This is a genomic window from Dietzia sp. NPDC055343 (assembly GCF_053645265.1).
On sequence record NZ_JBSHMJ010000016.1, the window covers coordinates 44,732 to 59,283 of the forward strand.

16 protein-coding genes are annotated in these 14,552 nt (G+C 64.7%); 2 read left to right on the plus strand and 14 right to left on the minus strand.

Going from position 1 to position 14,552, the window contains the following annotated elements:
- Nucleotides 1–2: 2 nt before the first annotated feature.
- The 12 genes from ACWIE7_RS09640 to ACWIE7_RS09695 form a co-directional block, all read right to left on the minus strand.
- Entirely contained in the window at nucleotides 3–743 is a 741-nt protein-coding gene (locus ACWIE7_RS09640; RefSeq protein ID WP_325769466.1) for an SDR family NAD(P)-dependent oxidoreductase, read from the minus strand.
- Nucleotides 740–1,531, minus strand: coding sequence for a mycofactocin-coupled SDR family oxidoreductase (locus ACWIE7_RS09645; RefSeq protein WP_325769467.1), 792 nt, complete (start codon nucleotides 1,529–1,531; stop codon nucleotides 740–742). The genes ACWIE7_RS09640 and ACWIE7_RS09645 overlap by 4 nt, the downstream gene beginning before the upstream one ends.
- Nucleotides 1,528–1,974: a Zn-ribbon domain-containing OB-fold protein gene (locus ACWIE7_RS09650; RefSeq protein WP_454069141.1), complete on the minus strand. Its 447-nt coding sequence runs from the start codon at nucleotides 1,972–1,974 to the stop codon at nucleotides 1,528–1,530. Before ACWIE7_RS09650 ends, ACWIE7_RS09645 begins: the two co-directional genes overlap by 4 nt.
- Before the next feature lie 2 nt (nucleotides 1,975–1,976).
- Nucleotides 1,977–3,179: a thiolase family protein gene (locus ACWIE7_RS09655; RefSeq protein ID WP_454069142.1), complete on the minus strand. Its 1,203-nt coding sequence runs from the start codon at nucleotides 3,177–3,179 to the stop codon at nucleotides 1,977–1,979.
- Nucleotides 3,176–3,619, minus strand: a complete 444-nt coding sequence (locus tag ACWIE7_RS09660; RefSeq protein ID WP_325769470.1) for a MaoC/PaaZ C-terminal domain-containing protein — start codon at nucleotides 3,617–3,619, stop codon at nucleotides 3,176–3,178. The genes ACWIE7_RS09655 and ACWIE7_RS09660 overlap by 4 nt, the downstream gene beginning before the upstream one ends.
- A gap of 29 nt (nucleotides 3,620–3,648) precedes the next feature.
- The gene (locus ACWIE7_RS09665) at nucleotides 3,649–4,155 is read right to left on the minus strand and encodes an FAS1-like dehydratase domain-containing protein (protein ID WP_454069143.1); all 507 of its coding nucleotides are present in this window, start codon (nucleotides 4,153–4,155) and stop codon (nucleotides 3,649–3,651) included.
- Nucleotides 4,156–4,216: 61 nt separating this feature from the next.
- A complete protein-coding gene (locus ACWIE7_RS09670) occupies nucleotides 4,217–5,488 on the minus strand; it encodes a CaiB/BaiF CoA transferase family protein (protein WP_454069144.1) in 1,272 nt (423 codons plus the stop codon).
- Nucleotides 5,485–6,708: a CaiB/BaiF CoA transferase family protein gene (locus ACWIE7_RS09675; RefSeq protein WP_454069145.1), complete on the minus strand. Its 1,224-nt coding sequence runs from the start codon at nucleotides 6,706–6,708 to the stop codon at nucleotides 5,485–5,487. The genes ACWIE7_RS09670 and ACWIE7_RS09675 overlap by 4 nt, the downstream gene beginning before the upstream one ends.
- Nucleotides 6,701–7,852 carry an acyl-CoA dehydrogenase family protein gene (locus ACWIE7_RS09680; RefSeq protein WP_454069146.1) on the minus strand — a complete coding sequence of 384 codons (1,152 nt, stop codon included), beginning with the start codon at nucleotides 7,850–7,852 and terminating at the stop codon, nucleotides 6,701–6,703. Before ACWIE7_RS09680 ends, ACWIE7_RS09675 begins: the two co-directional genes overlap by 8 nt.
- A 39-nt stretch (nucleotides 7,853–7,891) precedes the next feature.
- Nucleotides 7,892–9,070, minus strand: coding sequence for an acyl-CoA dehydrogenase family protein (locus ACWIE7_RS09685; RefSeq protein ID WP_325769477.1), 1,179 nt, complete (start codon nucleotides 9,068–9,070; stop codon nucleotides 7,892–7,894).
- Between the two features lie 56 nt (nucleotides 9,071–9,126).
- Entirely contained in the window at nucleotides 9,127–10,008 is an 882-nt protein-coding gene (locus ACWIE7_RS09690; RefSeq protein ID WP_454069147.1) for an NAD(P)-dependent oxidoreductase, read from the minus strand.
- A gap of 65 nt (nucleotides 10,009–10,073) precedes the next feature.
- Nucleotides 10,074–10,832, minus strand: coding sequence for a class II aldolase/adducin family protein (locus ACWIE7_RS09695; protein WP_325769481.1), 759 nt, complete (start codon nucleotides 10,830–10,832; stop codon nucleotides 10,074–10,076).
- 157 nt (nucleotides 10,833–10,989) lie between these two features.
- Between ACWIE7_RS09695 and ACWIE7_RS09700 the strand changes: the two genes are divergently transcribed.
- Together ACWIE7_RS09700 and ACWIE7_RS09705 are read left to right on the plus strand one after the other, a co-directional pair.
- Nucleotides 10,990–11,685: an IclR family transcriptional regulator gene (locus ACWIE7_RS09700; RefSeq protein WP_454069171.1), complete on the plus strand. Its 696-nt coding sequence runs from the start codon at nucleotides 10,990–10,992 to the stop codon at nucleotides 11,683–11,685.
- 44 nt (nucleotides 11,686–11,729) lie between these two features.
- Nucleotides 11,730–12,671: an alpha/beta hydrolase gene (locus tag ACWIE7_RS09705; protein WP_454069148.1), complete on the plus strand. Its 942-nt coding sequence runs from the start codon at nucleotides 11,730–11,732 to the stop codon at nucleotides 12,669–12,671.
- An 80-nt stretch (nucleotides 12,672–12,751) separates the two neighbouring features.
- On the opposite strand, the gene ACWIE7_RS09710 is transcribed toward ACWIE7_RS09705, so the two are convergent.
- The gene (locus ACWIE7_RS09710) at nucleotides 12,752–13,561 is read right to left on the minus strand and encodes an ATP-binding cassette domain-containing protein (protein WP_454069149.1); all 810 of its coding nucleotides are present in this window, start codon (nucleotides 13,559–13,561) and stop codon (nucleotides 12,752–12,754) included.
- A complete protein-coding gene (locus ACWIE7_RS09715; RefSeq protein ID WP_454069150.1) occupies nucleotides 13,558–14,532 on the minus strand; it encodes an ABC transporter ATP-binding protein in 975 nt (324 codons plus the stop codon). The genes ACWIE7_RS09710 and ACWIE7_RS09715 overlap by 4 nt, the downstream gene beginning before the upstream one ends.
- Between the last annotated feature and the right edge of the window lie 20 nt (nucleotides 14,533–14,552).

A 14,552-nucleotide genomic window follows, 5' to 3' on the forward strand; every position in this document is an offset into this window, starting at 1 on the left:
GGTCACGTCGCCGCGAGAACCTGGGGAACCGGTAGTGCCACACCCGTCAGGTGACGTGCCCGGTCGGAGACGAGGTATGCGCCGATGTCGGCCACGGCGTTCGTCTGGACTTCGGCGGCGGGTGTGGCCGCATTGATTCGGACGCCATGCGGGGCCAACTCGACTGAGAGTGTGCGCATGAGTCCTACGACGCCGTGCGTTGTCACCGCGTGGCGGTCGGGCCCAGAGCGCGGGTCGGCTTGCGGCGTGATCAACACGATCGCTCCGCCGTCCGGCGCCCCCTTCAGCATGTGTGGGATGGCGATCGCGCAGTTCTTCCACACGGCGGTGAGGCCGAGCGTGACCATCTCCTGCCACTCGTCGGGCGCGCGATCCAGGATCGTCGAACCCGGTGGAGGGGTCGATTCCCCGGTGGTCACCACCCCTCCGGCTGATACACACACAATCTCGAGACCGCCGAGCTCGTCGATCCCGTCCGATAGCGCGAGTTCGATTGCCGAACGATCGCGAGCATCGACCGCGGCCGTCACCACACGTCGGCCCGACTCAGCGATCCGCTCCAGCACCGGGGCCGCCGTGCAGGAATGGAGGTCGGTCCCGGGTAGAGAACTGCCCGCGAGCAGATCGATGACCAGAAGGTCAACGCCGTCCTGGGCTAGCCGAAGTGCCAGCTCGGGGTGAAGACGCGTGTCGGTGCCGATGATGAGAGCCGCACGGCTGCGCGCCCGCTCACGGGTGCTCATGATGCAAGCCTTCCCGTGAGTCCGGCGTCGACGATAAGCGCGGTGCCGGTGATATACCTGGCTTCGTCGGAAGCCAGGAAGAGCACCGCATTGCTGACGTCCTCGGGGTCCACCCACGGAACCGGCAGGAGGTGTCTCGCGGACAGGACCTCGGCGGCGTCCTCTGCCTGCGGTTCTGCCAGGTCCGGTCGTAGCCGGGCGAACGTAGCCGCGTTGAGTGTCATCGCGGTCCCCACAGCGCCCGGGTGCACCGTGTTCACGCGGATCATCCGAGGCCCGAGCTCGGTAGCGAGCGTCTTGGCCAGACCTACCACTGCATGTTTGGCTGCACCGTAGTGCGAGGCACCGGGCGCGGGGCTCAACCCTGCGGTGGAGCTGATGATGATGATCGACCCGCCCGAGTCGTCCAGTGCCGACGCACCCGCCCGCACCGTGTTCCAGACACCGGTGAGGTTGACCCCTACGCAGCGGTCCCATGCCACCTCACCGATCGTCCAGGAGGGTCCGATGTTCTCGGTGATCCCGGCGTTGGCGACGATGGTGTCCAGGCGGCCCAGTTCAGCGACCCCGGCCACGACGGCGGCGTTCACCGCTGCCAGATCCCGCACGTCTGCAACGGCGGTGTGAATGCGACTCCCCTGGTCTGCGACCTGCGTTGCGGTCTCGGCCAGCGCGTCTTCATTCAGGTCGAGCGCGATAATGACCGCGCCTTCCTGGGCAAGTCGGATTGCATGGGTGCGTCCCATACCGCTGCCTGCACCGGTGATGAGGGCGACCTTGCCTGTCATTCGGGGCATGTGAGAGGCCTTCCTCGCATCTGCCCGGCGGGCCGGTAGCGCAGGAGGGTGATGTCGTGGTCGGGGTAGTCGCAAAACACCGGTTCGACACGCATGCCGATGTGCAGGTCGTCCGGATCGACGTCGACGAGCTCGGTACTCAACCGTGGGCCCTCATCCCATTGGACGACGGCCAGAATCTGGGGAAGCGAGTCCGCCCACGGTGGCGCAGTGGGTCGTTCCGTTACTGTGTAGGTGTAAAGCGTGCCCTGTCCGTCGATCTCCCGCCATTCCAGATCGTCAGCCAGCGTGCCCGGCGTCAGCGTCCGCGGATAGAAGACATACCGGTCAGATGAAGGTGAGTACTGGATGCGGATCCGATGCTCGCGCAACGCTTCCCAGAACGGCGCGGTGACCGGAGTGGGCTCGGGGAACGGTTTCTCTGTACTACTCATCGTCATTCTCCCTGCAGGATCAAGGCGACCTGCTCGCTCATGATGCCGCCGTTGCCGGTGACGAACGCCGTATTGCAGTCCTTGACCTGGGCGTCTCCGGCTCGTCCCATCACTTGCCGGACACCGTCACATACGTGGTGCATTCCGCCGGCCATGCCGGCTTGCCCATAGGACAGCTGGCCACCAGCGGTGTTGAGGGGAAAGTCGCCGCGGTATGTCAGGTCGCGCTGCCTGACCCACTCCATACCTGTGCCCTTCTCGCAGAATCCGGCATCCTCCAGGCTCATAAGCACGGTGATCGTGTAGCAGTCGTAGATCGACGCCACGTCGATGTCCGATCGCTGGATTCCGGCCATCGCAAACGCTGTGTCGGCGGCCTGGGCGATGGGGGTGCGCACCATGTCCTCGGCGTAGGTCGGGGTCTTGAACGAGATTCGCTCACCGAATCCCTTGATCCACACCGGTCTGTTCTTGGATCGGCGGGCGAGATCCGCGCTTGCGACGATGACACCAGCGCCACCCTGTACCCGCATGACCACATCGAGCATGCGGATGGGGTCGGCGATGACAGGGCTGGTCAGAACATCGTCTATGGTGATCGGCTTGCCGTGAAAGACGGCGCCGGGGGTGGCAAGGGCGTTCTGGCGCTGGTCCACGGCGATCTTGGCCGTCGCGCGCGGGTCATAGCCGAACTCCGAGGCATACCGTCGTGCTATCTGGGCATAGGGGGCGTTCTGTCCGAGGTTGCCGTAGGGGATCTCGAATTCGGCCTGGGGGGAGCCGAAGTTGTTACTCGACGCGCCGAAGTAACCCGGGTCCTTGGCCGGCCGCTTTGCTGATCGGGGAAGCATGTACGAGCCGGGAATGATGACGAGTACTGCCTCGGCGATCCCCAGCTCCACAGCTGCCGCCGCGCGCCAGACCATTCCGGCGGCGGTTGCCCCACCCAGGTCGACTCTCTCGCCGAAGTTCAACGGCACACCCAGGTATTCGGCCAGAGTGGCTGGCACGAACATGTCCGACTCCGCCAATCCGTGTGCAACCAGGCCATCGATCTGCGAGGCGGAGAGCCCGGCGTCCTCGAGCACCAATTTGGACAGGCTCGCCCATTGTTCGATGGTGAACTGCTCGGGGCGCGTCTGCTTCCGCTCGGCGGGGAGCTCGCAGAAGCCCACGATCGCCGCCTCCCCTCGCAGGCCACTCATGATTCGACCTCTGCGGAACTGGGCAGCGAGACGGTGGCGGTTCCCGGCATGAGGAGCTCTCCGTCTCGCTCTCCACGGATCTCCAGGTCGACGAGGAACTGCCCGCCGTCAGCTCGCTTGGAGGTCACCGTGCCGCGGAAGTCCAGCCGGTCGCCGGCGAACGCGACCGCCCTGTTCTGCGCCGAGAAGGTGACCAGGCGCCCGGATCCTCCGATCCAATCGGTCACCGCCCGGGCCAGCAGCGCCGCCTGTAGCGGGCCCTGGACCAAGGGCCCCTGGTAACCCTCGACTTCGGTCGCCCAAGTCTTGTCGTAGTGGATGCGGTGGGCGTTGTACGTCGCGGCACTGAACAAGAACATCTGCGTCTCATCCACCGAGGTGCTCAGCGGAGTGATGTGGTCACCCACCTCGATGTCTTCGAAGTACACCTGATGCGCCATCGCGTTCCCTTTCGTCTCAAGTGGCCGCGTCATGGCCGGGCAATCATCGAGGTGGTCGCCTGGGCGACCAGCTCTCGACGCTGGTTGATGTAGTCGGTCTTCCAGGTGACGAGTACGAAGCGACCTGAGCGGCCCTGCTTCTCGACGATCGACTCGACGCGCCGCTCGGAGGTGATGACGTCACCGTCGTAACAAGGCCGGTGGAACGTGGTGGTCTCGCCGCCGGCCATCCGCTTGGGGGCATCAGGGAACTGGAGATTGCCTGACGACGCTCCAGAGGACCCGTCTTCTCGCAGATCCCCCAGCGCGGTCACCCCTAGAATCGAGTACTGCACATAGAGCGGGGGGCAGATCACATCTGCGTACCCGTGCGCCCGGGCGATGTCCGCATCGAAATACAGCGGGTTGGTCTCCCCCACCGACACCGCCCACCGCTGCCAGTCGCGAGCGGTCACAGCGCCCGACGCGATCGCGACGATGGTGCCCACGGTGGCTGCAGCCTCGTCCGGGATGAGGGAGCGTTGGTCTGTCTGCATTGTCCGATCGCCTGTCTGTTGTGTCATCGTCGTTCTCCCATTGCCTGATTTCTGGTCGCGTTCAGGCGATCTGGTGGTCGGTCACCAGCCCGCGGTCGACCAGGTCCGCGTACCGTTGCTCGGAATAGCCGAGAAGGTGCCGGTAGACGTACTCGTTGTCCTCGCCGAAGCCGGGCAGTGGGCGACCGTAGGCGAGGTCGAAGCCGTCTGCGCGCCATGGATGGCCGGGATAGCAGTGGGTACCCACGGAGGGGTGGCTGCGCTCGCGGAACCAGCCACGGGCGCTCAGGTGAGGGTCCGCTAACAGTCGGTTTTCGCTCATGACCTCGCCAGCGGGTACGCCGACCCTTTGCAGCTCCTCCACGATCTGGTCTGCCGTCCTGGCGCGACACCACTCGGCCAGGACGGAGCGGATTTCTGCGGAGTGACGTCGCCGCAGCTCCGCGGCATCTCCCAGTCCTGCCAGTCCGTGCGCGCGGACCACAGTCGAGAGGGCGTGCCAGTCGCGGTCGTCGCGCACCGATACCGCGACCCAGCGCTCAGGTTCACGGGTGGCGAACACGTCCTGCAGGATGTGGGGGTCGGTGTTACCGAGCACCTGCGGGTCACGGTTGTTCATCTGGTAGTCGAGGACGAACTCGCCGACCTCGGCCATGACGGTCTCTGCCTGAGCGAACTCGATGAGTCCCCCGACCCCGGTGCGTTCGCGATCCCAGAGCGCCGCCATTACTGCGAAGGCGACCCCGGCCGGGGCTGCCTCGTCCATGTGGTAGTTCTCGCCGGCGGAGTCAGGTTCCTCACCCTCGTAGCCATCCATCGCGGCGATACCGACGAGCGAGTTGAAGTTGGGGCCGTACCCCAGATAGTTGCTCATCTGTCCGGTCATTCCCAGCGGGGGCATCCGCACGACGATCAGCCTCGGGTTGAGTTGAAGCAGTGCGTCGTGACCGAGACCGAGCTTCTCGAGGGTGCCGTTGGAATTGTTCTCCACCAGTACGTCGCTGATCGCCAGCAGAGCCAGCGCGGCCTCGTGGCCTTCGGGGGTCTCCAGGTTCGCGCACGCGGCCAGCTTGTTGCGCGCGTGCCAGTTGAACAGGGCCGACCTGTCATAGGGCCGCTCCCCGGGATCCTTGTCCGGGTACGTTCCTCCGTGATAGCCGGTAGCGGCGATGAGTTCTTTGGTGGTCTTCGCCGAGACCTGTCGGCTGGTCCGGTTGTTGCCTTCCAATCGGATGACCTCTGCACCGAGGTCCCCGAGTAGTGCGGTCGCCCCAGGACCGGACCAGACAACCGTCAGATCCACTACACGTATACCGTCGAGTGGGTAGGTCATGGCTTTCCCGCTTCCTGTGGACGGGCAGCGTGATGCTGCCGGATGTCTTCGCCGTGTTGGTCCAGCAAGGGGGCCGCGGATCGCAGTTGATAGCCGTGGCGCATCCGCCAGGGCGCTCCTGTGTAGGTCAAAGGTCCGGCGACGGGGTGGTCGATGGTTGCGAACGCGTCGCGCTCGCGAAAGTGGTTGTGCGATAGAAGCTCTGACACTGCGAGGTAGGCGGTGACCGGGATGCGGGCGTTCTCGCACCGTTCCATGAGATCGACTTTGGTGTGGGCAAGACACCAGGCCGAGATGTACTCCATGAACTCGTCGCGGTCGCGGCCGGATACGGTCTGCTTGCCGTAGAAGCGCAGGTGGAACTGTGGATCGTCGGCTCCAGCGAGGTCGATGAGCCGGTTCCAGAACGCCTGGTTGGTCACGTAGATCATGACGAAGCCGTCGCTGGTCCGAAATGGGCCGGTGAAGGTTGCTCCATGGCGGTGGGGGCTGCGGACGCCGCGGGGGGCCGTCATGCCGGAGTACGAGGCAGATAGTAGATACGACGCTCGCCGGTCCGCCCCTGCGAGCAGCACTTCCTGCCCGGAGACGTCGATGACCGAACCGGCACCCTGCCGGGCGGCGAAGACGCCGGCCATGGTGGCCTGCCCTGCGCTTCGACCGATCGTGTAGTGCTCGAGCAGGCCGGGTTTGCGCAGGGGCGCCCGGTCCGCTGAGCCGGTGGCGTTCATCGGGCCGCCGGCGGCTTGGAGAACGATGCCGGTGGCCTCGCGGTCGCGGTAGGGGCCGTTCTGTCCGAAAGCGCTGATGCGGGTGAGCACGAGGCTGGGATTGCGCGCATGGAGCACCTCTGGCCCTAACCCCAGGGCTTCCAGATGACCAGGCCGGAACGATTCCACCACCGCATCGGATGTCTCGACTAGACGCAGGAGGAATTCTCGGTCTTCCGGGTCCTTCAGATTCAAGGCGATTGAGCGCTTGTTGGTATTGAGGTGGAGAAATAGGGCGCTTGTCTCGAGGTCGGGTTGGCCATCGGGAAACGGGCCCCACTGTCGCGTCAGGCTGCCTTCGGCGGGCCTTTCGACTTTGATGACGTCGGCACCGAAGTCCGCGAACAGTTTGGTCGCGTACTCACCCGCTACCCAGCGGGACAGGTCCAGAACGCGCAGGCCCGATAGGGCTTGGGGCTCGGAAGTGATATCGGATCGGCTGTCACGCAAGGGCGATCTCCTCCTCAAGCCACCGCGCGGCCACATCCGTGGTCCCGCCCCGCAGTTCGGATACCTTGGCCTGCTCGGACCACAGGTGCAGATCGGTCTCGCGGACGTAGCCCATTCCGCCGTGGACCTGGTGGGCGTTGAGCGTGGCCCACTTGTAGGCCTCGTTGGCCTGCATCTTCGCGATCGCAACCTGCCTGCCGGCTCGTTCTCCTCGGGAAAGCCACCACACTGCCGAGGCGGCGGTGAGCCTCGCGGCGTCCAGGGAGATATGGATGTCGGCGATGATGTGCTGCACTGCCTGGAAGCTTCCGATCGGGTGTCCGAACTGGTGGCGCTCGCGCACGTAGTCAACGGTGCGCTCCAGGACGGCGGCTCCGCCCCCGGCCATCTCCATGCATTGCAGCGCGATCGCCGCATCGCTGAGCCAGCGAAGGTCTGTCGTGCTCAGTCCCGATCCCGCAGCTCCGCTAAGGACGTGCTCGTCGGGGACGAACACACAGTCGAGCTTCACGCGGCTTAGGTGTTCGCCCGCGATGGTGGGCTGCGGGGCGCTGTTCCACCCGGTGCCGCCGGGTTCGATGAGGACTCCGATTGTTCTCGCGGGCTCGGCGAAGTCCGACGTTGTGGCCGTGGTGAGCAACAGCTCAGCCAGGTCTGCGTTCTCCACGAACGGCAGTGCCCCGCTGACCGACCATCCCCCGTCTGTTCTGGTTGCGGTGAGCGTCGGGCGAAGGTCATGGGCGTTCGATGGGTTCCACAATGCGACGGTTCCTTTGAGGTCGCCGGTCGCGATACGTGAAAGGTAGCGCTCACGTACATCCCCGCAGGCCAGGCGATCGAGGGCGATACCCAGCGACACCGTGCTGTACACAACCGAGGGGCACAGGGCTCGCCCGGCTTCCGAGTACACGATGCCCAGTTCGAAGAGAGACGCCCCGGAGCCGCCGAAGGACTCATCGATCGTCATTCCGAAGACCCCAAGATCGGACAGCGCCCCCCACAGCGCATCGGGGAATGCTGGCGTGTTCTCGGTATTGTCGCGGATCTTCCACCGTCGTACCAGCCCAGTGGGGCATTCCTTGTCGAATACTGACCGGAGGACCGATCGGAGCTCGGACTGCTCCGGTGATGGGATGAGTCTCATGACGACCTCCTGTGGATCGTGATTGGGGCGAGCACGGTGTCAACGCCCCCCGCGAGGTAGTGCGTGTCCGCGCTGCGCGATGACGTCGCGCAGCACCTCGTTGGTTCCGGCACCGAATCGCAGCAAGGGTGCCGCCCGGTACAGGCGCTCGAACTTCCCGTCTAAGGGGGCGCCGTCGGTTCCGACGGCGAGCGCGCCGGCCATGCCGAACACCTGGGTGCCCAGGTCTGCGATGCGTTGGCGCAACTCGCTGGAGAAGACTTTCTCGGAAGCGACCAGTACCGATGGAATGGTGCCCTCCTGGAGGAGCGAGGACGCTTCGAAGCCCATCAGGCGTGCCGCTTCGACGTCGGCGTCGAGTTGGGCGATCGCACGGCGCAGTAGCGGGTCGTCGACCGGGCGTGTGCCGTCTTCTCGTTCGCGTACAGCCGCAGCGAGCAGGTCATCAACCGATCGGCGTAGATCCCCCACATTGGTCAGGGCGCCGCGCTCGAGATCAAGGGCGCCGGTGATGTATCGCCAACCCTGATTGACCTCCCCGATCAGGTTGGTGGCGGGCACGCGAACGTTGTCGAAGAATGTCTCGTTGGTTCGGTAGTCCGACCACGCCATGATGGGGCGGATCGTGACGCCGGGGGCATCGATGGGCACGATGATGACGGAGATTCCCTTGTGCTTGGGAGCATCCTTGTCCGTCCGCACACAGAGCCACTCATGGGTGACCCGCTGAGCCATGCTGTTCCAGATCTTGGAGCCGTTGATGACCCACTCATCGCCATCGAGCACGGCGCTCGTGCGCAGACTGGCCAGGTCCGTGCCGGCGTCGGGCTCGGAATAGCCGACGGCGCAGGTCATCTCTCCACGCGCTATCGGAGGAAGGAATTCCTGGCGATTACGCTCGGTTCCGTGGCGCATGATCATCGGCGCCACCGATGTAACGGTCAGGTCCGGCCCGGGGACTCCCCAGTACTCGAACTCGCTGACGAGAAGGTGCTGGTACACGGCGCCCAGTGCGAGCCCCCCGAATTCCACCGGCCAATTGAGTCCAAACCACCCCTTGTCACCGATCTTCTTACGGAATTTGGTCACCTCGCCGCCGAGGAATTCGATGTCGTGCTCGGCCATCTCGGCCCGGAGTTCGGGGGTGACGTTCTCGCGCAGAAAGGCGCGGATCTCCTCGAGCCAGCGTTCCTGGTCGGGGTCCAGTTGGAAGTCCATTCCTCACAGCCTTTGATTAATCGGACGGGAAATGCTGATGGCGGTGCCTGGACAGTTCAGTCCGATGCCGGGCGGTCAGCCTGTACGAAGGCGCGGACCTTCCGGGCGATCGCTCTCCAACAGCGGTCAAGTGTGTCGTCGGTGATCGCGGCACTGTGGGGGGTGATCACCGCACCCGGGGCATCCCAGAGGGGGTGGTCTGAAGGCAGCGGCTCCGGGTTGGTCACGTCGAGAATCGCGTGCAACCGCCTTGCGGTGAGTTCCTCGAGGAGAGCATCGGTGTCGACCAGCGGGCCGCGGCCCACGTTGACCAGCACACTGTGGTCCTTCATGTCAGCGAGGAATGACGCGTCCACGAGGTTCTCGGTTTCAGCGGTGAGCGGAAGAGCCAACACCACCACGTCGAACGAGGACAGTGACGCCCGCGCCTGGGCGAGGTCGACGACCCCATCTCGCGCCGACCGGGCCGCCACGGTGACCGCGGCACCAAACGGCTCAAGTCGGCTGGTCACGTTGCCGCCGATATCACCGGCGCCCAGTACGAGGACCCGCGTTCCGGCCAGTGTTCCCGTGGAGTGCCTCTCCCAGATGTGCGAGCTCTGACGGGCCCGATAACCCCCCAGGTCTCGGTAATGAGCCAGCAGTTGGGCCACCACCCACTCCGCAACAGTGCCTCCGTGGACGTCGTCAGCACCGGAAACCTCCACTCCAGCCGGTGCGACACCAAGCCAGGCATCGCGGCCGGCACTGAAGAGTTGGATCACCCGCAACTGAGGCAGCTGGTCCAGCTGATGCACCACCTGCACTGGCTCCATCACCCGTGTCACCAGCACATGAGCGCTTCTGGCGGCGTCAGGGATGGGGGCTGTCAGATCCCAGACAACGACCTCGGTGCCGGTGATATCCCCCAGTGCCTCGCGGCCGTGATCGTCGGGCACCACGATCACCACAGGAACGCGATCCGCGTGATCGGCCGTCTGCCGACTAGACGCCCGGGCGCGGGTCAACTCGACACCGAGGCGATCTTGGCGAGCAGCTGCGGCTCATCACGAAGTGCCGCTCGCACGGCGGACTCCCAGAACCCGGTGTAACCGGTGCCGTCGCTGCGTGTCATCTGATCAACCCACCAGTCCGGGAGGGAAGTCTTCTCGGGGCCGTTCGCGACCCGGGTCATCCATGCGTTCTTGCATCGCGTCTCCAGCGAGGCTGCGCGCAGGTACACCGCCGGCGCAGAACTACCCGTGACGAAGACCCCGTGGCCACCGAGGATGGCGACCTCCGCATCACCGAATGCGGCGATCGCGGCATCAGCTGCATCCGACTGGTCAACTCCCCCGCCGTACTCATCGACCAGAACGAGGTCGCCTCCACCACCGAGGCTTGAGCTCTGATCGTGCATCGGCGGAATCTCTTTGATGTCCGCCCAGACGGTGCCGTACTCCGAGTGATTGTGCAGCGCATAGGTGACGTCCGGCCGAGCTCGGTGCAGGGCCAGATGAAGAGGAATTCCGAGCGGAACCGGCCAATCGCCCTCCAGGAGGTTGCCCTCCAGATCGATGCGGAGCACGTCCTCCGGGTTGAACTCTTCCCAGGTCAGGTACCACGGGTTACACAGCAGGGTGCCGTCTCCGCAGTTGTAGGTGATGTGGCCTGCGAGGTTGTCGCTGTACCCGCCCTTCCACAGAGCCCTGGCCAGAAGAACGATCTCCTCACGGGGTGTCAAGTCCGGGATCAGCTTGTCTTTCGTGGGGATGAAGACCATGGGAACTCCTCGGTTGATGGCGTCGAGTCGGAAGATTGGAGGGAGTAACGGCTAGAACGTGCCAAACGAGCTACTCAGTGATATCGTCTAGTGATACCGAGTATCACTAGATTGAGTTTAGGGGGAGATCCGCATCACAGTCAAGACGATCCGCAGCCTGACTCGTGGCCTGCACGTTCTCGAGGCCATCGCCGAACATCAGCCCGTCGGACTCACTGCTTTGTGCGCTGCGACAGGCGAAGACAAGAGCGCGCTGCAACGCACACTTGCGACATTGAACGAGGCCGGGTGGATTCACCGGGTGGGGGCGGCCACCCCGCAATGGGAACTCGCAACCAAACCGCTCGTCATGCTTGGCCGCGTTCGGAAGTCGGCATCGATCGCCTCCCGGGCGCGTGAACTGCTCGGCCCCCTCAGAGATGCGACGGGGGAGACCGTTCATCTCTCACTCCTGGATGGTCCGACCCTTGTCGTCGCCGATGTGGCCGAGAGTTCTCAGATCGTGCGCACGGCGCTGCCGATTGGCCAGATTCACCCTCTTGAGACCAGCGCTGCGGGCAGAGTGATCATGTCGCACCTGTCCCCGGCCGAACGGCGGGAGCGAGCCGCCTCACCAGACAAGCTTCTCCCCGACGTCGAATTCGAGGAGATCCGTCAACTCGGGTGGGCCTCAAACACGGGCGCGGTCTTGCAGGGGTCGAACAGTGTCGGCGCAGCAGTGCTCGATCTCGACGGAGCCCCGGTAGGGGCGATCGTCATCAGCGCGCCGGCGACCCGCCTTCCGGAGGCCAAGTGCGCGGAGTACGGAGACGCTCTTCTTGCCGCCACCGCTCAGCTCACTGGTCACCGATAGCCGCGGGGCCAGCAATGCCCCCCCGCGATCGAGATGGAGATGTCATGCCCTTTTCAGACGACGCAGCCCTGATGCTCGAGGGGCTCAACGCCGGGTTTCCCAGGGTGGAGTTGATGACCGGCCCGCAGGCCCGCGCTGCTGTGCTTGCTCGAAAACAGCTCGCCGAGACTCCCGTTCCGGTGGACCGGGTCGAGCAGGTCGAGATTCCGGGACCAGGCGGTGCCCTGCCCCTACGGATCTATACCCCTGGGGGAGCAACGGGAGTGGATGCACTGCCCGCTGTCGTGTTCGCCCACGGGGGCGGGTTCGTCTTCTGCGATCTCGATACTCACGACGAGTTCTGTCGCGTGATGGCCAACGGAGTAGGGGCGGTGGTCCTGTCCGTGGATTACCGGTTGGCACCGGAACACCCGGCCCCCGCTGCGGCGCGAGACCTTCACGCGGCCCTGGAGTGGACGGTCGCCAAGTCCGCGCGGCTCGGCATCGACCCGCGACGAGTGGTCGTGGCAGGAGACAGCGCGGGCGGCAATCTGGCTGCGGTGACGTCATTGATGGCTCGGGACCAGGGCGGGCCCGAGCTGGCCGGGCAGGTCTTGCTCTACCCGGTGATATCGGACGACTTTCAGACCGAGTCCTATGAGAAGTTCTCGACCGGCTACTTCAACACGCGCGCCGCCATGCAGTGGTACTGGCAGCAGTACGCCCCTGCGCCGATCCGCCAGGGCATCGCCCCTCATCTTCTTTCTCCTGCTCGGGCCGAGACCCTGGCGGGGTTGCCGCCGACGATCGTCGTCACCGCCGCATGCGATCCCCTTTCAGACGAGGGATCACACTTTGCGGAGAGCCTTCACGCAGCGGGCGTACCGACGATTCATCGTCACTACGAGGATATTTTCCACGGATTCATGACGATCCCGTCGTTGGGTATCACTCAGACTGCCCGCTCAGCATTGTGGAGCGATCTCGCCAACATCCTGCAGCGCTGAGTCGCGGCTCCGCGCCATACAGCTGGAGGACCCGGCCAGTCGGGCCGGGTCCTCCAGCTACGGGGCGTCGTCGTGGGCGGCTAGCTTCGTCCGCGGGCGACCCGGGGTGCCGGCTGAGGGATCGCCTCGAGCAACTGCCGCGTGTATTCCTCCTGCGGCTTGGCGAACAGCTCACGGGTCTGGCCGGTTTCGACCACTTCACCACTCTTCATCACCATGACACGATCAGCGATGACCTCGATCAGTGCCAGGTCGTGACCGATGAACAGATAGGCCACGCCGAGTTCGTCTTGGAGGTCGCGGAGAAGGTTGAGTACTTGTGCACGGACAGCCACGTCGAGAGCAGCAACCGGTTCGTCACACACGATGACCTTCGGATTCAAGGTCAACGCCCGTGCTATCGCCACCCGCTGGAGCTGACCGCCCGAGAGCTCTGCGGGATATCGGTTCAGGTACCGCCGTCCGATTCCTACCGTGTCTAACGTTTGGGCGACTCGGCTTTCTCGGGCCTTGCGGTCTAGGTCGAAGTGGACCACCAGAGGTTCGGCGACAGCATCGGCAATGGTCATCCGCGGATCCAGACAGCTGTGAGGATCCTGAAAGATCATCTGCATCCCTTTGCGCATAGCACGCAAAGCTGCGGGCCGGGCGGAGCGAAGATCCTGCCCGTCGAAGACGATGGATCCCGAGTCGGGCTCGATCAGGCGCAGCACCAGACGTCCGACTGTGGATTTTCCGGCGCCGGACTCGCCGACCACTGCCAGGCACTCACCTTGTGCCAGTTTGAAGCTGACGTCCTTGACGGCGTGGGTCGGGGTAACTCGCCGACCCAGAAAGTCCCGACCGGTGTGGAAGCTTTTGGTCAGGTTGGTGACCTCAAGAAGGCTCATGTCGGGTTCACTCCCGGAAGAAAGAGTTGGCGGGCACGAACGCACCGGGCCTGATCGGTGTCGGTGACGTTGATCATCGGCGGTTCAGTGGTGTCGCAGCGACCAGGTTGGGCGTGTTCGCACCGGCTGAAGAACCGGCACCCCTCGGGCCAGTCCCCAGCTGCGGGTATGGCCCCTGGGATCGTGCGGAGTCGATGCTCCCCACTGCCAGGCCTGGGTATCGCTGACAGCAGCCCTGAGGTGTACGGGTGTCCAGGCCTGTCGAAGATGTCGTCCGCTGTTCCGTTTTCGACGGGCTGGCCGGCGTACATCACGACCACCTTCTGACACAGCTCGGCGACCACGGCCAGATCGTGACTGACGAAGAGCAGTGCGACACCGGTCTGCTCCTGGAGATCCCGCAGCAAGGCCAGAATCGTGGCCTGAACCGTGACGTCCAGTGCCGTCGTCGGCTCATCGGCGATCAACAACCGGGGATTGGTTGCCATCACCATTGCGATCATGACCCGCTGACACATTCCCCCGCTGAAGGCATGGGGGTACTCCCGGACGCGTTCGGCCGCCCGTGGGATCTCCACGAGTTCCAGCATTTCGATCGCCCGGGCCATGGCTGCCTTGCGGTTCAACCCCAGGTGACGGCGAGCAGACTCGGCGATCTGATCGCCCACCGTGAAGGCGGGGTTCAGGCTGCGTATGGGCTGTTGGAAAATCATGCCCATACCTGTCCCGCGCTGACGTCGCCATACGCTCTCGGGTTGTTTGGTCAGGTCGAGACCGTCGAAGGTGACTGACCCGCTGGAGATCCGTCCCCCGGTCTTGGCGGTCAGCCCCATCACGGCCAGCGAGGTCACCGTCTTGCCCGATCCCGACTCCCCCACCAGTGCGACGGATTCGCCCGCTCGCACGTCGAAAGTCACTCGGTCCACGGCCGTCACCCAGCGGTGGCGGTCCACCGGGAATTCGATGGACATGTCGCGAACCTGCAATAGCG